The 22,092-nt window shown below is 62.9% G+C and carries 21 protein-coding genes; 8 read left to right on the plus strand and 13 right to left on the minus strand.

Annotation, left to right across the window (positions count from 1 at the left end; all coding sequences use genetic code 11):
- Window positions 1-37: 37 nt before the first annotated feature.
- Entirely contained in the window at window positions 38-685 is a 648-nt protein-coding gene (locus O6P39_RS26955; RefSeq protein WP_275609388.1) for a TetR family transcriptional regulator C-terminal domain-containing protein, read from the minus strand.
- 196 nt (window positions 686-881) lie between these two features.
- Between O6P39_RS26955 and O6P39_RS26960 the strand changes: the two genes are divergently transcribed.
- The 4 genes from O6P39_RS26960 (at window position 882) to O6P39_RS26975 (ending at window position 5,848) form a co-directional block, all read left to right on the plus strand.
- A complete protein-coding gene (locus O6P39_RS26960; RefSeq protein ID WP_275609389.1) occupies window positions 882-1,985 on the plus strand; it encodes a polyamine ABC transporter substrate-binding protein in 1,104 nt (367 codons plus the stop codon).
- 225 nt (window positions 1,986-2,210) lie between these two features.
- Window positions 2,211-3,629, plus strand: a complete 1,419-nt coding sequence (locus tag O6P39_RS26965; protein WP_275609390.1) for an aminotransferase — start codon at window positions 2,211-2,213, stop codon at window positions 3,627-3,629.
- A 41-nt stretch (window positions 3,630-3,670) separates the two neighbouring features.
- The gene (locus O6P39_RS26970; protein WP_275609391.1) at window positions 3,671-4,537 is read left to right on the plus strand and encodes a LuxR family transcriptional regulator; all 867 of its coding nucleotides are present in this window, start codon (window positions 3,671-3,673) and stop codon (window positions 4,535-4,537) included.
- 303 nt (window positions 4,538-4,840) lie between these two features.
- Entirely contained in the window at window positions 4,841-5,848 is a 1,008-nt protein-coding gene (locus tag O6P39_RS26975) for an alpha/beta hydrolase (RefSeq protein WP_275609392.1), read from the plus strand.
- A gap of 333 nt (window positions 5,849-6,181) precedes the next feature.
- Here O6P39_RS26975 and choV read toward each other — a convergent pair whose 3' ends face one another.
- From choV to O6P39_RS26995, 4 genes are all read right to left on the minus strand, one after another.
- Complete coding sequence (gene choV, locus O6P39_RS26980; protein WP_275609393.1) at window positions 6,182-7,360, minus strand: choline ABC transporter ATP-binding protein; 1,179 nt, start codon at window positions 7,358-7,360, stop codon at window positions 6,182-6,184.
- Window positions 7,361-7,365: 5 nt separating this feature from the next.
- Window positions 7,366-8,205, minus strand: coding sequence for a choline ABC transporter permease subunit (gene choW / locus O6P39_RS26985; RefSeq protein WP_275609394.1), 840 nt, complete (start codon window positions 8,203-8,205; stop codon window positions 7,366-7,368).
- Window positions 8,206-8,259: 54 nt separating this feature from the next.
- The gene (locus O6P39_RS26990; protein WP_275609395.1) at window positions 8,260-9,198 is read right to left on the minus strand and encodes a choline ABC transporter substrate-binding protein; all 939 of its coding nucleotides are present in this window, start codon (window positions 9,196-9,198) and stop codon (window positions 8,260-8,262) included.
- A 242-nt stretch (window positions 9,199-9,440) separates the two neighbouring features.
- The gene (locus O6P39_RS26995) at window positions 9,441-10,379 is read right to left on the minus strand and encodes a choline ABC transporter substrate-binding protein (protein WP_275609396.1); all 939 of its coding nucleotides are present in this window, start codon (window positions 10,377-10,379) and stop codon (window positions 9,441-9,443) included.
- Between the two features lie 341 nt (window positions 10,380-10,720).
- Here O6P39_RS26995 and O6P39_RS27000 point away from each other — a divergent pair, with 341 nt between their 5' ends.
- The gene (locus tag O6P39_RS27000) at window positions 10,721-12,097 is read left to right on the plus strand and encodes an L-serine ammonia-lyase (protein ID WP_275609397.1); all 1,377 of its coding nucleotides are present in this window, start codon (window positions 10,721-10,723) and stop codon (window positions 12,095-12,097) included.
- 374 nt (window positions 12,098-12,471) lie between these two features.
- The gene (locus O6P39_RS27005; protein WP_152227726.1) at window positions 12,472-13,578 is read left to right on the plus strand and encodes a GlxA family transcriptional regulator; all 1,107 of its coding nucleotides are present in this window, start codon (window positions 12,472-12,474) and stop codon (window positions 13,576-13,578) included.
- Between the two features lie 182 nt (window positions 13,579-13,760).
- Here the strand turns inward: O6P39_RS27005 and O6P39_RS27010 are convergent, their stop codons facing one another.
- The 3 genes from O6P39_RS27010 to O6P39_RS27020 form a co-directional block, all read right to left on the minus strand.
- Window positions 13,761-14,237 (minus strand): Bro-N domain-containing protein, encoded by a 477-nt coding sequence (locus O6P39_RS27010; RefSeq protein ID WP_275609398.1) that lies wholly within the window; start codon window positions 14,235-14,237, stop codon window positions 13,761-13,763.
- A 364-nt stretch (window positions 14,238-14,601) separates the two neighbouring features.
- Window positions 14,602-15,006 carry a VOC family protein gene (locus O6P39_RS27015; RefSeq protein ID WP_275609399.1) on the minus strand — a complete coding sequence of 135 codons (405 nt, stop codon included), beginning with the start codon at window positions 15,004-15,006 and terminating at the stop codon, window positions 14,602-14,604.
- 138 nt (window positions 15,007-15,144) lie between these two features.
- Window positions 15,145-15,639, minus strand: a complete 495-nt coding sequence (locus O6P39_RS27020) for a helix-turn-helix domain-containing protein (protein ID WP_275609400.1) — start codon at window positions 15,637-15,639, stop codon at window positions 15,145-15,147.
- A gap of 106 nt (window positions 15,640-15,745) precedes the next feature.
- Here O6P39_RS27020 and fabF point away from each other — a divergent pair, with 106 nt between their 5' ends.
- The gene (gene fabF / locus O6P39_RS27025) at window positions 15,746-17,014 is read left to right on the plus strand and encodes a beta-ketoacyl-ACP synthase II (RefSeq protein WP_275609401.1); all 1,269 of its coding nucleotides are present in this window, start codon (window positions 15,746-15,748) and stop codon (window positions 17,012-17,014) included.
- A 245-nt stretch (window positions 17,015-17,259) separates the two neighbouring features.
- On the opposite strand, the gene O6P39_RS27030 is transcribed toward fabF, so the two are convergent.
- From O6P39_RS27030 to O6P39_RS27050, 5 genes are all read right to left on the minus strand, one after another.
- A complete protein-coding gene (locus tag O6P39_RS27030) occupies window positions 17,260-17,793 on the minus strand; it encodes a contact-dependent growth inhibition system immunity protein (RefSeq protein ID WP_345774667.1) in 534 nt (177 codons plus the stop codon).
- A gap of 223 nt (window positions 17,794-18,016) precedes the next feature.
- Complete coding sequence (locus O6P39_RS27035; RefSeq protein ID WP_275609402.1) at window positions 18,017-18,289, minus strand: colicin immunity domain-containing protein; 273 nt, start codon at window positions 18,287-18,289, stop codon at window positions 18,017-18,019.
- Window positions 18,290-18,578: 289 nt separating this feature from the next.
- Window positions 18,579-18,953 carry a hypothetical protein gene (locus tag O6P39_RS27040; protein WP_275609403.1) on the minus strand — a complete coding sequence of 125 codons (375 nt, stop codon included), beginning with the start codon at window positions 18,951-18,953 and terminating at the stop codon, window positions 18,579-18,581.
- Between the two features lie 212 nt (window positions 18,954-19,165).
- On the minus strand, window positions 19,166-19,414 hold the full coding sequence (locus O6P39_RS27045) for a hypothetical protein (protein ID WP_207884921.1): 249 nt from the start codon (window positions 19,412-19,414) through the stop codon (window positions 19,166-19,168).
- A gap of 274 nt (window positions 19,415-19,688) precedes the next feature.
- Window positions 19,689-20,573 (minus strand): LysR family transcriptional regulator, encoded by an 885-nt coding sequence (locus O6P39_RS27050; protein WP_275609404.1) that lies wholly within the window; start codon window positions 20,571-20,573, stop codon window positions 19,689-19,691.
- 285 nt (window positions 20,574-20,858) lie between these two features.
- Here O6P39_RS27050 and O6P39_RS27055 point away from each other — a divergent pair, with 285 nt between their 5' ends.
- Entirely contained in the window at window positions 20,859-22,091 is a 1,233-nt protein-coding gene (locus tag O6P39_RS27055) for a molybdopterin-dependent oxidoreductase (protein ID WP_275609405.1), read from the plus strand.
- Window position 22,092 lies beyond the last annotated feature (1 nt).

Consider the following 22,092-nt stretch of genomic DNA (forward strand, 5'->3'; position numbering starts at 1 on the left):
TGCGGAGGCAGCAGGTTACCGGCCACTGAACAATCGATCAACAGGCCGCCGCCGCACGGCTGAAGCGCTGCCGGCCGCCGTGTTGCAGGCCATCCACCCAGGCTTCGCAGATCTGCGCGCCCTGCTCCGGGGTGAAGGTGTTGGGGTTCAGCCCGGACTCCAGCCACAGGCCGTCGAGCAGGGCGCTCAGGGCGATGGCGGCGAGGTCGGCGTCGAAGTCGGACCAGCCCTGCTCCTTCGCCAGCTCATTCAACGTCTGCGCCAGCAGCGAGCGGTACTCGCCGTAGGAATGGTCGTGCGCCTTGTTGATTTCCTCGGCGGTCTTCACCGCGCCCCAGAACGCCAGCCAGGCATCCAGCAGCTGCGGATCGAGCAGTTCGGCGGAGAACGAAGCACGGAAGAACGCCGACAGCCGCGCGCGCGCGTCAGGCGCCGCCTCGGCAATAGCCTCACGCAGCAGCTGCATCACCCGCCCGGTGACGGTCAGGTAGGCCTCGGCCACCAGTTCGTCCTTGCCCGAATAGTGGTGGTTGATCAGCCCCACCGAGACCCCGGCCTCGGCGCATATCTTGCGGATCGACGCGCCCTGGAAGCCGTGGCGCTTCAGGCAGGCGAGCGTCGCCTCGATCAGCAACGCCTTGCGCTGTTCGGGCTCCAGTCGGGAAAAGCGGACTTCCTGGTTCATTCCTGTGATTCCGAGTGGGGTATGGGGAGAATTTGAACGATTGTTCGACAAGATGCCAGCCCTGGGGCTGCCGTCGTTTCGACACGGGTGCTGAAACAGTAACAGACCCTACCTACCCGTTCGGGGAATGGTCCGCCAACCGGGGGTGGCCGAGAGTGGCCCCATCAGCGAACACAACAACAACAGGTGGACTGACATGCAGAAAACCCTCGCTGCAGTATTGAGCGCGGCGCTGGCGACCTTGCCGGCGCTGGGCCACGGGGAAGAAAGCAGTAGCGCCAATACGCTGCGGCTGTACAACTGGTCCGACTATATCGGCGAACACACCATCGCCGACTTCGAGAAGGCCACCGGCATCAAGGTGGTCTACGACACCTTCGACTCCTACGAAACCGTGCAGGGCAAGCTGCTGCCCGGCCGCTCCGGCTACGACCTGGTGGTACTCAACGCCGCCCTGGTGCCGCCGCTGCTGAAAGCGGGCGTGTTCCAGCCGCTGGACAAGTCCAAGCTGCCGAGCTGGAACAATCTCGATCCCGAAGTACTCAAGCACCTGGATCACTACGATCCGGGCGTGAAGTACTCGGCGCCCTATACCTGGGGCAGCAACGGCATCACCTACAACATCGACAAGATCAAGCAGCGCATGCCCGACGCGCCCATCGGCTCGCTGGCGATGCTGTTCGATCCGAAGATCGTGTCGAAATTCGCCGATTGCGGGGTGACCATCATCGACTCGCCCACCGACGTGATCCCGCTGGCCCTGGCCTACCTCAAGCGCGACCCCAACAGCGCCCTGCCCGAAGACCTGAAGGCCGCCCAGGACCTGCTGCAATCGATCCGTCCGTACATCCGCAAGTTCGACTCCACCAGCTACCTCAACGGCCTGGCCAACGGCGACCAGTGCATGGCCATGACCTGGTCCGGCGACTACGCCACCGCCCAGGCTCGCGCCGACGAGGCCGGCGCCAAGGTGAAGCTGGGCTACTTCGTGCCCAAGGAAGGCTCGCTGATCTGGTTCGATGACTTCTACATCCCGGCCGATGCGCCGCATGTGGCCAACGCCCACAAGTTCATCGAGTACATGCTCCAGCCCAAGGTGGCCGCCGACGTCAGCGACTACATCCGCTACGCCTCGAGCAACGCCGCCGCCAAACCGATGCTCACCGCCGAAGTGCGCAACGACCCGGCGATCTATCCCGACGCCGAGACCCGCGCCCGGCTGTTCACCCAGAAGGTGCAGAACCCCAAGGCCACTCGCCTGATCACCCGCACCTGGGCTGCGGTGAAAACCGGAACCTGATCAGTCAGTCCCAAAGCCCCCTCTCCCCAGCCCTCTCCCTGAAGGGAGAGGGGGCAGCCCGCAGCAGGGTTCATGGAAGTCATCTTCCTGATGCCCCGCTGGCAGCGGGCCCGCAATGACCTTCGTAGTCACCGAGTACTCCGAACGGTCCCCTCTCCCTTCAGGGAGAGGGTCAGGGAGAGGGCAAGGACTCGCACGACGAACCGTAATTTCGAGGTACAGACGATGACCCCCCCAACCCCAGCCTTCTTCGCCCAGTTCAACGACGAGCAGCTGGTCGCCGCCGACAAAGCCCACTACGTGCACGGCTACCACGTGTTCGACGATCACCGCGTCAACGGTGCGCTGAACATCGCCGCAGGCTCGGGCGCCTATATCTACGACACCAAGGGCAATCGCTACCTGGATGCCGTGGGCGGCATGTGGTGCACCAACATCGGCCTGGGCCGCACGGAAATGGCCGACGCCATCGCCGAGCAGGTGCGCCAGCTGGCCTACTCCAACCCCTTCTGCGACATGGCCAACGTCACCGCCATCCAGCTCTGCGAGAAGCTCGCTCAACTGGCGCCGGGCGACCTCGACCATGTGTTCCTCACCACTGGCGGCTCCACCGCCGTGGACACCGCCTACCGGCTGATCCAGTACTACCAGAACTGCCGTGGCAAGCGTGAGAAGAAGCACATCATCAGCCGGGTCAACGCCTACCACGGCTCGACCTTCCTCACCATGTCCCTGGGCGGCAAGGTCGCCGACCACCCGGCCGAGTTCGACTTCCTCAAGGACGTCATCCACCACATTTCCTGCCCGAACCCCTACCGCGCGCCGGAAGGGATGACCGAAGGCGACTTCCTCGAATTCCTGGTGAAGGAATTCGAAGACAAGATCCTCGAACTGGGCGCGGACAAGGTGGCGGCCTTCTTCGCCGAGCCAATCATGGGCTCGGGTGGCGTGATCATCCCGCCCAAGGGCTACCACAAGCGCATGTGGGAGGTGTGCCAGCAGTACGACGTGCTCTACGTCGCCGACGAAGTGGTGACCTCCTTCGGCCGCCTCGGCGCCTTCTTCGCCTCCGAGGACGTGTTCGGCATGCAGCCGGACATCATCACCACCGCCAAGGGCCTGACCTCCGGCTACCTGCCGCTGGGCGCGTGTATCTTCTCCGACCGCATCTGGAAGGTGATCGCCGAGGCCGACCAGGGCCGCTGCTTCGCCCACGGTTTCACCTACAGCGGACACCCGGTGAGCTGCGTGTCGGCGCTGAAGAACATCGAAATCATCGAGCGCGAGAACCTGCTGGAGCACGTGAAGGACGTCGGCGCCTACCTGGAGCAGCGTCTGCAGGAACTGGCCGGGCTGCCGCTGGTGGGCAGCGTGCGCTGCCAGAAGCTGATGGCCTGCGTCGAGTTCGTCGCCGACAAGCGCAGCAAGACGCTGTTCCCCGAGGAGCTGAACATCGGCGAGAAGATCCACCTGCGCGCCCAGGCCCGCGGCCTGCTGGTACGGCCGATCGTGCACCTGAACGTGATGTCGCCACCGCTGACCATCACCCGCGAGCAGGTCGACGAGATCGTCGACACCCTGCGCGAAGCGATCCTCGAAGCGGCTGAAGACCTCAAGCGCAGCGGTGATTACGCGGGGCACTGATGATTTTGCCTACATCCAGGCAGCCCTTTAGACTGCCGGGTATGAGCAAATCCCAGGCACTGAGCGAATCGTCCGATGCACCGGCCCTGCATGCCTGGCATGCGGGGCTGGCGCGCGCCATGGGCAGCGTGGGCGACGTGGCCTTCGTCGAGCGACTGGCCGAGGCGCTGGACTGCCTGGTGCCGGTGGAGTCGATGATGCTCGGCCTGGAGCAGCGCGGCCAGCCGCCGCAGCCGCTGTACCAGCGCGGCATCGCCCCGGCGCACCACGAGGCGCTGATCGATCGCTACTACGCGCGCGGCTACCTGCTCGATCCCTTCTGCCTGGCCATGGAAGACGGCCTCACCGAAGGCTTCTACCCACTGGCGGACATCGCCCCGGACGACTTCTTCGCCAGCGAGTACTACAAGACCTACTACCTGCGCTGCGGCTGCACCGAGGACTGCCACTTCATCGTCGACCTGGGCGAGGCACGCAAGGTTTCCCTGTGCCTGTACCAGGGCAACAGCGGCGCGCGCTTCACCGAAACCCAACTGGACCTGCTGGCCGGCGCCCTGCCACTGGTGCGCGAGCTGATCCGCCAGTTCGAGCGCAACGGCGGCCTCGACCTGCTGCTCGCCGGGCACGGTGCAGGCAGTACACAAGCGGCGCAGGCACCGCTGAACCGGCACATCCGCACCGCCTTCATGAACTTCGGCGCGGACCTCCTGACCGAGCGCGAACGGGAAATCGCCCACCTGCTGCTGCGCGGCCATTCGGTGAAGTCCAGCGCGCGGGTGCTCGACATCTCCCCGGAAACGGTGCGCATGCACCGCAAGCACCTCTACACAAAGCTTGAGATCAACTCCCAGGCGGAGCTGTTCTCGCTGTTCATCGACTGGCTCACCGGCGGCGCGAGCGCGGCCTGAGGCAGCGGCTGGCGTAGGGCGTACAACCGTTCGCGGTTGTACGCCGTTTCACCGGGCCATCATCCACTTCACGGTCATGCTCGAAGCGCCCTGGAACCGCACTTCGGGTTCGAACGCGGAGTGGTCGGATACCAAGGCCAAACGGCGTATAACGCGGAGCGTCATACGCCCTACACCAGGGTTGGCGGCGTGGATATCGAGAACACATCGAACTCAGCCGATGCGGCGTCCGGCTCCAAAATCTGCCAACCTATTGTCTTTCCCGCTGTCTGATCCGTGCCCAAACCACCCGGAGAGCTCCCGATGCGCCGCTGGCTACCCGCCCTGCTACTGGCCACCACCCTGCCGTTGCACGCCGCCGAAACCAAGCCCACCTACGGCCCGGAGCTGGAGCGCTTCCAGTACGCCTTCCCGGTCGGTCACTACAGCTTTGCCTCCCAGGGCCATCACATGCACATGGCCTACATCGACGTGAAGCCCAAGAAGCAGCCCAACGGCCGCACCGTGGTGCTGCTGCACGGCAAGAACTTCTGCGCCGGCACCTGGGAATCCACCATCGCCGCGCTGAGCGACGCCGGCTACCGGGTGGTGGCGCCGGACCAGATCGGCTTCTGCAAATCCACCAAGCCCGAGCGCTACCAGTACAGCTTCCAGCAGTTGGCGACCAATACCCACGCCCTGCTGGAGCACCTGAAGATCGGCAAGGTCACCCTGCTGGGCCACTCCACCGGCGGCATGCTCGCCACCCGCTACGCGCTGATGTACCCGCAGCAGGTGGAGCAACTGGCGATGGTCAACCCCATCGGCCTGGAAGACTGGAAGGCCCTCGGCGTGCCCTACCGCACCCCGGACCAGTGGTACGAGCGCGAGCTGAAGACCAGCGCCGAGGGCATCCGCCAGTACGAGCAGGCGACCTACTACGCCGGCCAGTGGAAGCCGGAGTACGACAAGTGGGTGAACATGCTCGCCGGGCTGTTCAACGGCGCCGGGCACGAACGCGTGGCGTGGAACTCGGCGCTGCTCTACGACATGATCTTCACCCAGCCGGTGGTCTACGAGTTCGGCCAGTTGAAGATGCCGACCCTGCTGCTGATCGGCACCCGGGACAACACCGCCATCGGCAAGGACCTCGCGCCGGCCGAGCTGAAAGCCAGGCTGGGCAACTACGCCGAGCTGGGCAAGCAGACCGCCAAGGCGATCCCCAACGCCACGCTGGTGGAGTTCGACGACCTCGGCCATGCGCCGCAGATCCAGGACCCGAAGCGCTTCCACGAAGCGCTGCTCAAGGGGCTGGCCGACCTCAAGCATTGAGGCCGGCCGTTCGCCGCACGAGGGCAGCTCGCGGTTCCTGGAAACATCGGCGCTGAGGGTTTCCCCTCAGCCCAGCCCTGGCTGCGCGCCCCGCTCCAAAGGGAGAGGGAGCTATCCCTGCCGGCTGACGCGTCGGTTTCAGCTGGCACTGAACCAGTCCCCTCTCCCTTCAGGGAGAGGGTTAGGGAGAGGGAAATCCCCGGTACCGAGTCACAGAAGAAGACAGTTGCTCCTACAAAAGCCCGCGACATTGGGCTCCGGCACAAGCGCACACCACCAATAAAAACGCCGGCTCCCCTCGCGGCGAGCCGGCGTCGAGTGCCCCGAGCCCCGTCAGCCCAGGTTCTTGCCCAGCAGCGCGTGGTACAGCTCGCTGTCGCCGAGCACGCCCACTACGCGGTTCTGTTCCTGCAGCACCAGCTTGTGGCCGGTCTGGTAGCGGATCTGCAGTGCGTCGCGCATGCGGATGTTGACGTCCACCAGGGTGGGCTCGTGCTTGAGCTTCTCCACCGCATCGCCCGGCTGCCAGCGCTGCAGGTCGATGATGTTGCTGCCCTGGCGAGCGGCCTTGACCTGGTTGGTCTCGGTCAGGCCGATCCAGCAGTCGCGGCCCTGATCGAAGCACACCTCGTCGGCCTGGCGGCGGCACTGGTCCAGGCCACGCATCAGGCTGGAGCCGCACAGCACGTTGAGCGGGTTGGTGTGAGCGACGAAGGTGCGCACGTAGTCGTCCGCCGGGCTGAGCACGATTTCCTCGGGCTTGCCGTGCTGGATGATGCGGCCGTCCTTCATGATCGCGATACGCGTGCCGATCTTCAGCGCCTCGTCCAGGTCGTGGCTGACGAAGACGATGGTCTTGTGCAGCTGGCGTTGCAGCACCAGCAGTTCATCCTGCAGCTGCTGGCGGATCAGCGGGTCCAGCGCGGAGAAGGGTTCGTCCATCAGCAGGATGTCGCCATCCATCGCCAGCGCACGGGCCAGGCCCACGCGCTGCTGCATGCCGCCGGAGAGCGAGTCCGGACGCTTGTCGCGCCATTGCGACAGGCCGACCAGTTCCAGCTTCTCGTCGATCACCTTCTTCCGCTCGTTGGCCGGGCGGCCCTGCATCTCCAGGCCGAAGCCGATGTTCTCGGCCACGGTCAGCCAGGGCATCAGCGCGAACTTCTGGAACACCATGGCGATGCGCTTGGTGCGCATGGTCTTCAGCGTTGCCGGCGAGCAGTTGGCAATATCCACCTGCTGGCCTTCGTGCTCGATCAGCAGCTTGCCGCGGCTGACCCGGTTGAGGCCGTTGATGCAGCGCAGCAGGCTGGACTTGCCTGAGCCGGAGAGGCCCATCATCACGCAGATTTCGCCGCGGTTGACGTCGAGGTTGGCGTCCTCCACCCCCAGTACCTGGCCGGTGCGCTTGAGGATTTCCTCGCGGCCCATGCCCTGGTCGAGCAGCTTGATGGCTTCCTTGGTGTGGGTGCCGAAAATCACATCCACATGTTCGAATCGAATCGCCGACATAGTGCTTACCTCCCCCGCAGCGAACGTTGCTTGCACACCCGGTCGAGCAGGATGGCGAGCAGGACGATGGCCAGACCGGCCTCGAAGCCGAGGGAAATGTCCGCCGTGTTGAGCGCGTTGACCACGGGTTTACCCAGGCCGTCGGCACCCACCAGCGCGGCGATAACCACCATCGACAGCGACAACATGATGCATTGCGTGATCCCTGCGCCGATGCTGGGCATGGCGTGGGGCAGTTCGATACGGGTCAGCAGTTGCCAGCGCGAGCAACCGAAGGCCTTGCCGGCGTCCATCAGTTCCGCCGGCACGTCCTGGATACCCAGGCAGGTCAGGCGGATGGGCGCAGCGATGGCGAAGATCACCGTGGAAATCAGGCCCGGCACCACACCCAGGCCGAATAGGGTCAGGGTCGGGATCAGGTACACGAACGTGGGTACCGTCTGCATCAGGTCCAGCAAGGGCCGCAGGGCGGTGTAGAACCAGGGCTTGTGCGCCGCCAGGATGCCCAGCGGCACCCCGATGGCGATACACACGACCGTGGCGAAGATCACCTGCGCCAGGGTCTCCATGGTCTCCTGCCAGTACCCCAGATTGAGGATCAGCAGCAGCGAGGCCAGCGCGAACGCCGCCAGCCCCCAGCTGCGCTGGATGTAGAACACCAGGATGACCATTAGCGCGATCAGGGCCAGCGGGTTGAACCAGAGCAGGCTGTTGGTGACAGCGTGAATCAGGAACTCAAGGGTGTCGGAAATCTTGTCGAAAAACGCGGCGCCATGCTGGGTGAGCCAATCGACGAAGGCGGCGATGTGTTCGCCCAGCGGGAGCTTGTGGTCAGTCAGAAACATAATGCGGGCCCATCAGAAGCTTGAGGAATCGGCCAACGGCAATTACTTCGGCACTTACTTCGCGAATGCCACCTTGGCTGCCGCCAAGGCCGGTTTGCCGTCACGGGTGGTCACGCCGGCGAGCCAGGCGTCGAGCAGTTCCGGATGGTCCTTCAACCAGGCTTTTGCCGCCTCTTCGGGCTTCTTGCCTCCGTTGAGCACGGCGTCCATGAGTTTGTTTTCCATCTCCAGGGTGAAGGTCAGGTTGGTCAGCAGCTTGCCGACGTTCGGGCACTCCTGGACGTAACCCTTGCGGACGTTGGTGTAGATGGTCGCGCCGCCGTAGTTGGGGCCGAACACGTCATCGCCGCCTTCGAGGTACTTCATCTTGAAGCGGGTGTTCATCGGGTGCGGTTCCCAGCCCAGGAACACGATCCACTGGTTACGACGGTCGGCGCGTCCGACCTGCGAGAGCATGCCGGCCTCGCTGGACTCCACCAGCTTGAATTTGCCCAGGTTGAACTGGTTCTTGTCCAGCATGCCCTGGACCAGACGGTTGCCGTCGTTGCCCGGCTCGATACCGTAGATCTTGCTGTCCAGCTTGTCGGCGAACTTGGAAATGTCGGCGAAGGACTTCAGTCCGCCGTCATAGGCCGCCTGGGTGACCGCCAGGGTGTACTTGGCACCCTCGAGGTTGGCCCGCACGGTTTCCACGCTGCCGTTGTCGGCGTAGGGCTTGATGTCGTTGGCCATGCTCGGCATCCAGTTGCCGAGGAACACGTCCATGTCCTTGTTCGCCAGCGACTTGTAGGTCACCGGCACGGACAGCATGGTCACCTTGGTGGTGTAGCCAAGCGATTCGAGCACCTGGCGGGTGGTAGCCGTGGTCACGGTGATGTCGGTCCAGCCGACGTCGGAGAAGCGAACCGTGCCGCACGACTCAGGTTCAGCGGCCTGAACCGCCAGCGGCGCGCAAATGGACACAGCCAGCAGCAAAGACTTGCAACCTTTCATGGACGTACTCCTCTGCGGGGTGGGGCGCCGGCGCTTCCCGCAGTGGGCGCGGCGGACTCTTGTTTTATTGGTAGGGCCAGCGATTCAGGCCCTTTTCTTGTCATTTCGTAATCGATCATGGAACAGGAAAAATTCGCCGCATACCGGGTGCGTCGCAACCAGTGCAGGCGAAGTCGCATTCAGCACCAGGCATGTCGCATCCAATTCAAAGGCCCGGTCCAGGCGACCTGCGAGGGTCGTGATCAGTCCTTCGCGAGGGACTTCGAACCCTCTGCCGTACTGCCCGAAGCACTCGGTGCGACACCCTGCAGCCACATGTCCTGCACCTGCGGATTGGCCTTCAGCCAGCTCTTGGCGGCCTGCCGCGGATTGCGCCGCTCGTTGAGCACCGCATCCATCAGCTGGTTCTCCATCGCCAGGTCGAATTTCAGGTTCTTCAGCAGCCGCGCGACATTCGGGCACTCCTGAAGATAGCCTGCCCTGACGTTGGTGAAGACCGTGGCGCCGCCATAATTCGGTCCGAAGTAGGCATCGCCGCCGTCCAGGTACTTCATTTGAAGACGCGTATTCATCGGGTGAGGTTCCCAGCCGAGGAACACGATCGGCTGTTTCAGCGCCCCGGCGCGCTTCACGTAGGCCAGCATGTCCGCCTCGCTGGACTCCACCAGCTTGAAGTCGCCCAGGCCGAAGGCCTTCTCGTTGATCATCTTCTGGATCAGCTGGTTGCCGTCGTTGCCCGGCTCGATGCCGTAGATGCGCCCGCCCAGCTGCTCCTTGAACTTCGCGATGTCGGCGAAGCTCTTCAGCCCCGCCTCATAGGCGTACTGCGGCACCGCCAGGGTGTACTTGGCACCTTCGAGGTTGGCCCGCACGGTTTCCACCGTGCCCTTGTCGGCGTAAGGCTTGATGTCGCCCGCCATGCTCGGCATCCAGTTGCCGAGGAACACGTCGATCTTCTTCTCCGCCAGCGCCTTGTAGGTCTCGGGCACCGACAGGCGCACCACCTGGGTGCGGTAGCCCTGGTGGGCGAGCACCAGGCGGGTAACCGCCGTGGTGACGGTGATATCGGTCCAGCCCACGTCGGCGAAACGCACGACGGCACAGGATTCCGGCTCGGCAGAGCGGGCAACGCCCGGCAGTACCACGGATAACGCCAACAGCGACGACACAAGACTCTTCATGAGACCAGCCTCTGACTGCGGAGAAGGGGGCGCGCACGGTCCGATACCGTTCGTCGGGATCGGATCATGGGGCAAGGTGGATTCCCGCGCCTATCGACCAATCGACGTCCGGCCCCAGGATGTCGCGTCCAGGCATGACCTCGTCGTCGGCGGAACACCAGCGCCGGCGTTACCGTCGCCGCGCCTTGCGGCGGAGCGCTCACGGCGCTTTTGGATATGGCCGGGTCGGTGCCGGAAGGGGCTGCGCCAGCGCTTGGGTCGATGATGGCGGCGCAACGCGGGCACAAGGACGTGCCCCCGCCCCCACCCTCGCAGGATGCGCAGCCCGCTCGGAGTTCGGCATGGCAATCAGTGTGTTCGACCTGTTCAAGATCGGTATCGGCCCTTCCAGCTCGCATACCGTCGGCCCCATGCGCGCCGCCGCGCTGTTCGTCGGCGCCCTGGGCGAACACCAGCTGCTCGAACGCACCCGCCGCGTGGAAGTCCGCCTGTACGGCTCGCTGTCGGCCACCGGCGTCGGCCACGGCACCGACCGTGCGACGATCATGGGCCTGATGGGCGAATGGCCCGACCGCATCGACCCACAGCAGATCGAGCCGCGCATGGCCGCGCTTCGGGAGAGCGGCGAACTGCTGCTGGCCGGCACCCATGCCGTGCCCTTCGACTGGGTGCGCGACATGCGCCTGCTCGACGAGAACCTGCCCTACCACCCCAACGCCATGCGCCTGACCGCGTTCGACAACGACGGCGAGCTGCACAGCGATACCTATTACTCCATCGGCGGCGGCTTCGTCGTCGACGAAGAGCAGGCCGCCTCCGGCAGCCTCGACACCGACAACACCGTCCTGCCCTACGACTTCTCCAGCGCCGCCGAACTGCTCACCCTGTGCCGCCGGCACAACCTGCGCGTGTCCGAGCTGATGATGGCCAACGAGCGCATGTGGCGCAGCGAAACCGACATCCGCGAAGGCCTGAAAGTGATCTGGCAGGCCATGCGCGACTGCGTGCACAACGGCCTCAACCACGAAGGCATCCTCCCCGGCGGGCTCAACGTACAGCGCCGCGCCAAGCGCCTGCACCGCAACCTGCTGGAAATCGGCAAGCCCAACGTCATCGGCTCGACCTTGAGCGCCATGGAATGGGTCAACCTCTTCGCCCTGGCGGTGAACGAGGAAAACGCCGCCGGCGGACGCATGGTCACCGCGCCCACCAACGGCGCGGCGGGGATCATCCCGGCGGTGCTGCACTACTATATGCGCTTCAACCCCGACGCCAGCGAAAACGACATCACCGACTACTTCCTGGCCGCCGCCGCCGTCGGCATCCTGTGCAAGAAGAACGCCTCCATCTCCGGCGCCGAGGTCGGCTGCCAGGGTGAAGTGGGCTCGGCCTGCGCCATGGCCGCGGCGGGCCTCGCCGAAGTCCTCGGCGCCAGCCCCGAGCAGGTCGAGAACGCCGCCGAGATCGGCCTGGAACACAACCTCGGCCTGACCTGCGACCCGGTCGGCGGCCTGGTCCAGGTGCCCTGCATCGAGCGCAACGCCATCGCAGCAGTGAAGGCCATCAACGCCGCGCAAATGGCCCTGCGCGGTGATGGCCAACACTTCATCAGCCTCGACCAGGTGATCCGCACCATGCGCGACACCGGCGCGGACATGCACGACAAGTACAAGGAAACCTCCCGCGGCGGCCTGGCCGTCAGCAGCATCGAGTGCTGACCCCAAAATCGACCACCCGGTCGTAAAAACGCCACATTCTGGCGCACCGGTACGCTCGTCCCGACCCACCCACGAGCGTTACCGTTTGGCGCAACGCACCGCCGGCAGCGTGACCGGCGAGTGCTACCGAAATCCCCAGCCCCCGCCCCATGCGTATTTGCGACCTGCAGCGCGTCGCAATCCGACCCGTCAAAAACGGCATATCCATGCCGTTTTCTTTTTTTATTGAACGCTCAATCAATGTAGGCATGGCATTTGCCTTGCTATACACAGAGGAACAGCCACGGGACCGCCGAAGGGCCGATTTCCCGAGCAGAAAACAAGCATAAGAAACGCCTCCCAAGAGGCGACTGTGACTAGCGTGAGGTGACTGAATGAACGCGTTCAACCCCGGAGTTCCCCCGCAAAACCGAGCTCCGCAGTCCATCGGCTTCCTGCTGTTGGACAACTTCACCCTGATCTCCCTGGCCTCGGCGGTGGAACCGCTACGCATGGCCAACCAGCTCTCCGGTCGCGAACTCTACCGCTGGCACACCCTGAGCCTCGACGGCCGCCAGGTCTGGGCCAGCGATGGCTTGCAGATCACCCCCGACGCCTCCTGCGACAGCGCCCCGCAGATGGACACCCTGATCGTGGTCGGCGGCGTCGGCATCCAGCGCAGCGTCACCCGCGAACATGTCACCTTCCTCCAGGCCCAGGCGCGCCACGGCCGCAAGCTGGGCGCCGTGTGCACCGGCAGCTGGGCCCTGGCCCGCGCCGGCCTGCTCGACGGCTACGACTGCAGCGTGCACTGGGAATGCCTGGCCGCCATGCAGGAAGCCTTCCCCCGCGTGGCCATGAGCACCCGCCTGTTCTCCATCGACCGCAACCGCTTCACCTCCTCCGGCGGCACCGCGCCGATGGACATGGTGCTGCACCTGATTGGCCGCGAGCATGGCCGCGAACTCTCCGCCGCCATCTCCGAGATGTTCATCTACGAACGCATCCGCAACGAACAGGACCACCAGCGCGTGCCGCTCAAGCACATGCTCGGCACCAACCAGCCGAAGCTGCAGGAAATCGTCGCGCTGATGGAAGCCAACCTCGAAGAGCCCATCGACCTCGACGAACTGGCCGTCTACGTCAACGTCTCGCGCCGCCAGCTCGAGCGCCTGTTCCAGAAGTACCTGCACTGCTCGCCGTCGCGCTACTACCTGAAGCTGCGCCTGATCCGCGCGCGCCAGCTGCTCAAGCAGACTTCCATGTCGATCATCGAAGTCGCCTCGGTCTGCGGCTTCGTCTCCACCCCGCACTTCTCCAAGTGCTATCGCGAATACTTCGGCATTCCCCCGCGCGACGAACGCCAGGGCCAGCCCATCGGCCAACCGGTCATGGTCATGCCCATCCCCCAGGACCTGGCCCTCATGCCCAACTCCTCGGCGATTTCGGCGCTCAGCCAGGCCCAGGGCGAATCCACCTTCGCCAGCGTGCGCGTGCTCTGACAGCCGGCTGCCCCCAAGGCCCAACCCCCTGAGCCGAACGCCCCCTCTCCCTTCAGGGAGAGGGCTGGGGAGAGGGCCGCCCGGCGCGGAATTACCCCTTCGTAGGAGCGGACTCCGTCCGAGATCACCTCAGCCGCACACCGGCCGCTGATCGCGGATAAACCCGCTCCTGCGAAAGGCGGCTACCGCCTCTCCAGCTCCATCAACCGCGCCGCATCGACAACCCGCATCCACAGCCGCCCCTGCCAATCCAGCACCGCCACCTGCTGCCCATGCATCTGCCGGAACTGATGGCGCGGCAACAACGCATTGTGCTGCTCCAACTCGCGCAACACCGGCACCACCTCGTTGCTCAACCACTGCCGCAAGCTGCGGTTCTCCGGGTGGTAGAAGTGCAGCATCAGCAGCGCATACACACCGCTCTCGCTCACCAGCAGCTCATCCTCCTCCGTGCCCGCCAGACGCTCCCAGCGCGACTGGTCCGGGTCCAGCTTCTGCGCCACGCGTGGGCCCAGGTGGCTGGCCGTGAGCTTCGCCAGATCGCGCAGGACGAACCACGCCTGCTGATCGAGCAGCAGGCCGCGCAGGCGTCGACTGTGACGATGGAAGTAGTGAGGTCTCAGGCCATCACCGGTCGGGAAGTACGTCGAAGTATGCATGCTGTAGCTCCTTGCTCATGACAGGAAGCCGCCGCCCGAAACATCCGAAAGGGAGGCGGACCGTGCAAGGGTGGAAAACCGGCAACCGAGAACAACCGTGAGAACCGGCCGGACCTAAGTCCGCCTCACACGGTCCGCCATAGATAGCCAGAGGCGACCTGCCCTATGGGCCGGTCGATCTCTGCTATGGCGCTTCTCGGTATATGCAGGTTTCCACACCTGACCACGCCGAAACGTGGTGCCAGGAACGCTACGCAGAGGGTTTGTAAGATCGCAACGCCGGGGCAGTGTAGGGCGTTTCCCGGATCATCCAAGGCAACGAACCGAGAGCGGGAAAGATTTACCGCGGCAGGAGAACCCCGTCTCAGGCATCCAGCGGCAGACTGAGCTGCCACGACACCCCGAACCTGTCGCTCACCCAGCCAAAGCGCCGACTGAAGCCGTAGTCCTCCAACGGCATATAGACCCGCCCACCTTCCGCCAGCACGTCAAAGATCCGATCCAGCACATCCTGCGAATCGAACTCCACGAAGATCGAACTGGACGGCGTGAAATCGAAGTCATGCTTCACCGGGCTGTCCGAACACATGAATTCCTGCCCGCAGACCACGAAGCGCGCCACCTTGATCGTCCCCTCCGGCCCCGGATCACCGGCGGCGTAACGCTCCACGTGCAGCACGCGGGAATCGGGGAAGGTGGCGAGGTACAAATCCAGCGCCGGCTGCGCGGCACCGCCCTGGAACATGAGGAAGGGGGTGGCTTGGGTCATGACGGCTCTCCTTCGGTTGAAGAGGGCAGTCTAGGTCACCCGCGATTGGCGCAGAAAGACGTGATGAGCGGGGGTGGAAACAGCCAGGATGGGTACCCGGTAGGCCGTTTCCGAGACGATGCGTTTGCCATCGGTCCACTACTTCAGAGACGCCTTCATGAGCTGCAGTCTCTCGACAATCCCCTGACTGGCGCCAGGTCCAGGTGCCAGGTCGCATTCATCCCAAGGCACCACCCTGCCGTCCACCTCATCGACCATCATGGGACGCAGCGGCCTTCCTGAAGTCCTGTCCACAACCTGTACGGCGACCTCATCCGCGACGAAGTGCTGATTGCCCCAGGCGATCAATGCATAAAGCACGACCTGCAGATCCCTCCCTTTCCCGGTCGGGATGTACTCGTGTCGAAGCGGTTTGACGCAGTAGGCGCGGCGCTCCAGCAGTCCTGCCTCCACGAGTGCGTTGAGCCTGCGGGTCAGCATGTTGGGAGCGATGTTCAGGCTTTTGGAGAACTCGTCGAACCGGGATACCCCCTGCAGCGCGTCGCGCATGATCAGCAGGCTCCACCATTCGCCAACCTGCTCCAGGCTGAGGGCGATCGGGCATAGGGAGTCAGAGAGGGTCTTACGCTGCATAGGCATCGCTCATGGTTGTCCGGAAAAAATCCGCTCCGGATGTGACTTTCATTATGATAGTAACTTCCTTTACCCAGGTATTTAACCGCAAAGGAGCGAAGCCTTCATGAGAAAGCGTGTCGTCGTTACCGGAATGGGGGCGGTTACACCGCTCGGTCGGGGTGTTGAGCTCGTATGGCAGCGGCTGCTGGCGGGTGCCTCGGGCATTCGTGCGCTGCCAGAGGAGCTGATTGGCGATCTGGCCGTGCGCATCGGCGGTCAGGTACCCGGGCTGGAGACTGATCCTCTGGGCGGGTTTGACCCTGACAGCGTTCTATCCCAGAAGGAGCAGCGCAAGGTCGATCGCTTCATCCTGTTCGCCTTGGCCGCAGCGGAAGACGCCCTGATACAAGCCCAATGGGCGCCGACCTCCGCCATCGAGCAGGAGCGCACTGCCACGATCATCGCCTCGGGCATCGGTGGCTTCCCGGCCATTGCGGACGCGGTGCGTACCACCGACAGCAAGGGCCCACGCCGTCTCTCGCCCTTCACCATACCGTCCTTCCTCTGCAACCTCGCCGCCGGCCAGGTCTCCATCCGCCACCACCTGAAAGGTCCCCTCGGGGCGCCGGTCACGGCCTGTGCCGCCGGCGTACAGGCCATTGGTGACGCGGCTCGCATGATCAGGTCCGGAGAAGTGGACATCGCGCTGTGCGGGGGCGCAGAAGCCGCCATTCACAGAGTCAGCCTCGCGGGTTTTGCCGCCGCGCGAACCTTGGCGAGCGCTTTCAATGATGCCCCCGAAAAAGCCTCTCGCCCCTTCGATAGCGCGCGGGACGGCTTCGTCATGAGCGAGGGCGCGGGCCTTCTGGTGATCGAAGAACTCGAGCACGCCCTGGCACGCGGAGCCAAGCCCATCGCAGAACTGATCGGCTATGGAACCAGCGCCGACGCCTACCACATCACCTCGGGGCCGGAAGATGGAGACGGCGCCCAACGGGCCATGCGCCAGGCATTGCAGCAAGGCGGCGTCGCACCGGACCAGGTCGGCCACCTGAACGCACATGCCACGTCGACGCCCGTTGGCGATAACGCCGAACTGGCGGCGATCAAGGCCGTCTTCGGAGAGACGTCGCCCGTCATCAGCGCCACCAAATCCTCGACGGGCCACCTGCTCGGCGCGGCGGGAGGGATCGAGGCCATCTTCACGGTGCTGGCACTGCGGGACCAGGTAGCACCACCGACACTGAATCTGGAGAACGCCGATCCCTCCTCCGAGGGCTTGAACATCGCCCGCACCAGCACAGCGCTGGCGACCGAATACGCGCTGTCGAATGGGTTTGGTTTCGGCGGTGTAAACGCTAGCGTTCTGTTCAGGAAATGGCAGGGTGAGTAGCGGGAGTTAGCTGGCAGGTGGACGGTGGGGAGGGGCGTTTCAGCGGCTCGCCCGTGGACACTTCCCCACCTCCGGCAGAGAAATTGATTGGGACGCTTGGATGGGGCATAGAAAAAGGGGGAAAAAGGAGGGACAGATTTATTTTCTTTACTCTAATCCTGACCCACCAGATCGTTTTAGAGTAGAAAAATAAATTTGCCCCCTTTTTCTTCCCCTTTTTCTTCCCAGACAAACACCGGGAACTTTTAAATGCAACGACTAAAGGCTAAGCGAAGGGCAAATCCGACTTCAGCGGGAGTGCTATTTGTGGAAATAACCACATGATCACTTCCCCCTTTTCCTGTATCACCCCATCCTTCGAGTTTTTCATGACGACTAGGACGAATAGTTATCTGACCCTCTCTATTCTCGACACTACAATTCTTCATATCTTTAAATAGCGCCCCCTTCGTTTTATAGCCATACTGACTCATCAACTGAGAAATCCAATCCTTATAGCGCTGCGCAGCCGCATCGAAATCATACAACTCACTATCAAACGTCGCCTCTGGATGAATCCAAACATCATTTCTTGGCTCCGGCAGCACAAAACGGCTTTTTGACAACGCATCCAACAGTGCCTCACCAATGACTTCATCAGACGCATCTGGAGTCAGTAGATGCATAGCTCCTCTATGGTCGGCCCGACAACTTCTATATCCAGAGTAGGTCTTAATGCAAAGGAGCTCTTTATTCAGAACCACGCCAGCCCACTGCATTTTTACTACATTATTCATCATTCGATTACCGTCACTTTCAATTTAACGCCCAAGCCTTCAGCGTATTGAGCCGCCATTGGGAAAAAAGGGGACAGATTTATTTTCTTTACTCTAATCCTGACCCACCAACCAGATTTAGAGTAGAAAAATATATCTGTCCCCTTTTCGCACTGAAGAAGACGTCACCTCTAGTACCGCCATTTCCTTGGCCTGCAAATTTCCCAGGGATTACCTTTTCAGGAATCTAATCAGAGTTTAGTCTCTGTAATAAAGCCGAAACCTCTGACTTGAGCATCTCACCATCAAGCTCGTATTCCTCTCTTGATTCGTCTGGCTCGTACATGTCGGCAGCACAAAATATACTGGACAGGCACTCGCTCAATGAAGGGCCATCTAGTTGAAGAATATCTCTATCACGCTCGATCTTCCAAAGCTCAATATACGCTTCAGAAAAAACATCGGCGGTCAACCTTCCCGCAACAAACGACTTTGCAAAATCCAAGATGGTAAGACTCACCGTAGCACTCCATTTTTTCAGGCAGCAAGGCAGGCGATCCCACCAAGCGGTCCAGCGCCTTCGAGCCGGCCTCGATTGCGTCTAGCTGCGTTGCGCAGGATGTTGAGGCATTAGCAGAAAAAGGGGACAGATCTATTTTCTTTACTCTAATCCTGACCCGCCAGACCGTTTTAGAGTAGCAAAATAAATCTGTCCCCTTTTCGTTCTCTTTTCGTTCTCCTCTTTTTCGCTTCTTTTTCGCTTTTGCAGCGCGACCGGGAAATTGGTTTGGACACTTGGTTGGGATAAACTACTTAGAAAAAAGATATTTTTCTCGAACCTGCCTCATAGAATCAATCATATCGGCCAGTTGCTCTCCCTCAAGTCCAACCGCTGCTAAATCACCGACACTGCATTTATCATAAGCACTAGCCAACCCCTCTAGCATATCTTCTGCGTACGGACTTTCCCTAGAGAGTTCCAACCCGTACCTCATCCCTTCCATAAATATTGCAGTTTGCAATACCGCAAAAGCCCCTATATCACCAGATGAGCATAGAGAATCCGTTTCATCTTGGACATATGCAAAGGCTTGCTCTGGTCTCAGGTTGATCTGAGATATTGCCTTTTCATACAGCCGAGAGACTATCGAGTGGATTTCCTCCACAGTTATATCAACTGACACCCTCATCTCTCCATGGTGAAAATATTTAACTGTGAAAAAAAGGGGACAGATTTATTTTCTGTACTCTAATCCTGACTCACCAGCCCGTTTTAGAGTAGAAAATAAATCTGTCCCCTTTTCCGGTCCCTTTTCCGGTCATCGATAGTGGATGTAAGCCATTTCCTACGCTTAAGGAATTGGCGCACAGAAGCAGCCTTCCGTGCGCCCAATCCTCAGGGCCTGGGCACCAGCGCCGGCAACAACTGACGGGAGATCGCCTCGCGCACGGCGGGCAGCAGGGTGGCGTTGCCGACCAGCAGTTCCTCCACCAGGCGGCGCAGGGCCATGGAGCGTTCCGGGGTCAGGGCGCGCACGGCGTATTCGCAGGCCTGCTCGGCGGTGACATCCGGCGGCACGGCGAAGCCCAGTGCCTGCAGGCGTTCACGGAAATCGTCCTGGTCGATCAGGTCGGCGTGCATCATGGCAGTTCTCCTGGAGCGGCTTGGGTTTTCCCCGATTCTGGTAAGCCCGGCGAGGGGCGGCAAGCACTCGGCCGATGGAATGTCCTCAACGGGCACGCGCAGGTCGTTTTCGGCTAATCGAACCGGCAACCCGACAGGCAGACTGAAATCCATGCAGAACTCGCGCGCCTTGCCGGCCCGGGCTTTGAACACACTGAGAGCCCAATCCCGGCTCGCTTTGTCCCCTGTCACGCGTCGGGCGTCCCAGGGGATTTTTTTTGCCCTCACGTTTTCGCTAGACACCCGCGCGGCAGTGCTGCCAGAAACACTCCAGGCCCGGAGAGAGGAACTTGTCGCGCTGGCGCAGCATGTAGAAGCGCCGCCGCAAGGGTGGCAGGCTGCTGCGCAGTTCCACCAGCGCCCCGCAGGCCAGTTGTTCCTCGACTACCCAGCGCGACAGGCAACTGATTCCCAGCCCGGCGGCGACGCTGTGCTTGATCGCCTCGGAGCTGCCCAGGTCCCGGCTATCTTCCAGATAATGCAGATGGCGCAACAGCGCATGACCGACCTGCTCGCGTGTACCCGAGCCCGGTTCGCGCAACAACCAGCGGGCGCGCCGCAGCGCCTCGCGGGAGACCTGCGGCAGCGCGGCCAGCGGATGGTCCGGCGCCGCCACCACGATCAGGCTGTCTTCGAGCCAGGGCTCCACCAGCAGCCCCGGTTCGTGGCAGGGGCCTTCGATCAGGCCGATGTCCGCGGCGAAGGCCGCTACCTCGCCCACCGCTGAGCCGGTATTGCCGATGTTCGCGTTCACCCTGACGCCCGGCTGCACCTGCTCGAAGGACGCCAGCAGGCGCGGCAGCACGTAGTTGCCAATGGTGCTGCTGGCCGTCACCGTCAGGCTCGCCTGGGGCGAGTCCGAGGCCATGAATTGCTGTTCCAGTTGCGCCATGCCGTCCAGCAGGCGTTGCGCCTGGGGCAGGAAACGGCGCCCGACCTCGCTCAATTGCAGGCGCTTGCCGACACGGTCGAACAGGCGCGTGGACAGTTGGGATTCCAGTTCGTTAAGGGCCGCGCTGGTGGCCGATTGCGACAGCGAAATGGATTCCGCCGCCGCCGTGGTGCTGCCGGTACGGGCCACCGCGCAGAAGATCTGGAGCTGGCGAAAGCTGAGGGCCATGGGAGTATCTACCTGTTTTCCAGGTATTTAATACAGGAACTATTCGTTTAACAAATTAATACCCGGCTCTTACCGTGCACCTCGTGACCTCACCAGAGGAACAAAGGATGCACACCCTCCCTGTCATGAACGCTACCCGGCCACTGGCCCGGAAACTCTTGCCCGGCCTGTTCCTGGGCACCGCTCTGGCCAGCGCGTCGCTTCTCCTGGGATGTACGCATTGGCCGCATTACAACGGCATGTGCGTGCCGATCCGACTGATCCTGGCGTGAAGGAGCCGACCGCATGAGCGATTCCCAGCAGCGCGGCGGCCTCGATCGCCGCCATTTCCTCCAGGTTGCCCTGCTCGCAGGCGCGGGTCTGGCCACCCAGCCGCTTCAGGCACTGGCCGCGAACGTCGCCCGCCAGCCCTTCGCCAATGGCGACCGGGATCTGGTCAGCTACCCGCAGAAGCGCCCGCTGATGCTGATCACCACGCGCCCCCCGCACCTGGAAACGCCCTTCGAGGTGTTCAACGAGAGCCTGCTGACGCCTAACGATGCGTTCTTCGTGCGCTATCACCTGGCCAACCTGCCCACCCGCATCGACCCGGCCACCTATCGCCTGCGCGTACATGGCCAGGTGCGCCAGGCGCTGGACCTCGACCTGGCGGCGCTGAAGGCCCTGGGCGAGCCCGTGGAGGTGATCGCGGTGAACCAGTGTTCCGGCAATAGCCGGGGCTATTTCGAGCCACGTGTCTTCGGCGCGCAGCTGGGCCATGGATCGATGGGCAATGCCCGCTGGGTCGGCCTGCCGCTACGCACCTTGCTGAACCACGCCGGCGTGCTGGATAGCGCCCGCCAGGTCACCTTCCGGGGCCTCGACCAACCGGTGTTGCCGGCCACGCCGAGCATGACCAAGGCCATCGATGTCGAGCACGCCCTCAGTGCCGAGCCGCTGATCGCCTGGAGCATGAACGGCGAGGACCTGCCCTTCCTCAATGGCTACCCGTTGCGCCTGGTGTTGCCGGGCTACTTCGGCACCTATTGGATCAAGCACCTGAGCGAGATCGAGGTCATCGACCATGAGTTCGACGGCTTCTTCATGCAGAAGGCCTACCGCGTCCCCGACAACGATTGCCAGTGCCTGCCCGCCGGCAGTGCGCTGGGCGCCAGCCGCCCCATCGGTCGCCTTCCGGTGCGCTCCTTCGTGACCAGCCTGCGCGAGGGGCAGACCCTGCCGCTGGGACAGAACCAGGCCCTGCGCGGGATCGCCTTCGACGGTGGTAGCGGCATCCGCAGCGTGGAGATCTCCGACGACGGCGGGCGCAACTGGCAACCCACGCAACTCGGCGAGGACCTGGGCAACTACTCGTTCCGCGAATGGCGCACCGATTGGCGGCCGCGTCAGCGCGGGGTCATTCATTTGCTGGTGCGGGCCCATAACGCACGGGGCGAAACGCAGCCTGCGGAGCCAACCTGGAACCCCGGCGGTTATGCCCGTCACTCGATCGAAACCCTGCCGCTGCACATCATCTAGA

It is taken from the genome of Pseudomonas sp. PSE14 (assembly GCF_029203285.1).
Lineage (GTDB): Bacteria > Pseudomonadota > Gammaproteobacteria > Pseudomonadales > Pseudomonadaceae > Pseudomonas.

Excerpts from the sequence above, each read along its gene's own strand:
- O6P39_RS26955 (WP_275609388.1), bottom strand. The coding sequence starts at position 685 with ATGAACCAGGAAGTCCGCTTTTCCCGACTGGAGCCCGAACAGCGCAAG.
- O6P39_RS26960 (WP_275609389.1), top strand. The coding sequence starts at position 882 with ATGCAGAAAACCCTCGCTGCAGTATTGAGCGCGGCGCTGGCGACCTTG.
- O6P39_RS26965 (WP_275609390.1), top strand. The coding sequence starts at position 2,211 with ATGACCCCCCCAACCCCAGCCTTCTTCGCCCAGTTCAACGACGAGCAG.
- O6P39_RS26970 (WP_275609391.1), top strand. The coding sequence starts at position 3,671 with ATGAGCAAATCCCAGGCACTGAGCGAATCGTCCGATGCACCGGCCCTG.
- O6P39_RS26975 (WP_275609392.1), top strand. The coding sequence starts at position 4,841 with ATGCGCCGCTGGCTACCCGCCCTGCTACTGGCCACCACCCTGCCGTTG.
- choV (WP_275609393.1), bottom strand. The coding sequence starts at position 7,360 with ATGTCGGCGATTCGATTCGAACATGTGGATGTGATTTTCGGCACCCAC.
- choW (WP_275609394.1), bottom strand. The coding sequence starts at position 8,205 with ATGTTTCTGACTGACCACAAGCTCCCGCTGGGCGAACACATCGCCGCC.
- O6P39_RS26990 (WP_275609395.1), bottom strand. The coding sequence starts at position 9,198 with ATGAAAGGTTGCAAGTCTTTGCTGCTGGCTGTGTCCATTTGCGCGCCG.
- O6P39_RS26995 (WP_275609396.1), bottom strand. The coding sequence starts at position 10,379 with ATGAAGAGTCTTGTGTCGTCGCTGTTGGCGTTATCCGTGGTACTGCCG.
- O6P39_RS27000 (WP_275609397.1), top strand. The coding sequence starts at position 10,721 with ATGGCAATCAGTGTGTTCGACCTGTTCAAGATCGGTATCGGCCCTTCC.
- O6P39_RS27005 (WP_152227726.1), top strand. The coding sequence starts at position 12,472 with ATGAACGCGTTCAACCCCGGAGTTCCCCCGCAAAACCGAGCTCCGCAG.
- O6P39_RS27010 (WP_275609398.1), bottom strand. The coding sequence starts at position 14,237 with ATGCATACTTCGACGTACTTCCCGACCGGTGATGGCCTGAGACCTCAC.
- O6P39_RS27015 (WP_275609399.1), bottom strand. The coding sequence starts at position 15,006 with ATGACCCAAGCCACCCCCTTCCTCATGTTCCAGGGCGGTGCCGCGCAG.
- O6P39_RS27020 (WP_275609400.1), bottom strand. The coding sequence starts at position 15,639 with ATGCAGCGTAAGACCCTCTCTGACTCCCTATGCCCGATCGCCCTCAGC.
- fabF (WP_275609401.1), top strand. The coding sequence starts at position 15,746 with ATGAGAAAGCGTGTCGTCGTTACCGGAATGGGGGCGGTTACACCGCTC.
- O6P39_RS27030 (WP_345774667.1), bottom strand. The coding sequence starts at position 17,793 with ATGATGAATAATGTAGTAAAAATGCAGTGGGCTGGCGTGGTTCTGAAT.
- O6P39_RS27045 (WP_207884921.1), bottom strand. The coding sequence starts at position 19,414 with ATGATGCACGCCGACCTGATCGACCAGGACGATTTCCGTGAACGCCTG.
- O6P39_RS27050 (WP_275609404.1), bottom strand. The coding sequence starts at position 20,573 with ATGGCCCTCAGCTTTCGCCAGCTCCAGATCTTCTGCGCGGTGGCCCGT.
- O6P39_RS27055 (WP_275609405.1), top strand. The coding sequence starts at position 20,859 with ATGAGCGATTCCCAGCAGCGCGGCGGCCTCGATCGCCGCCATTTCCTC.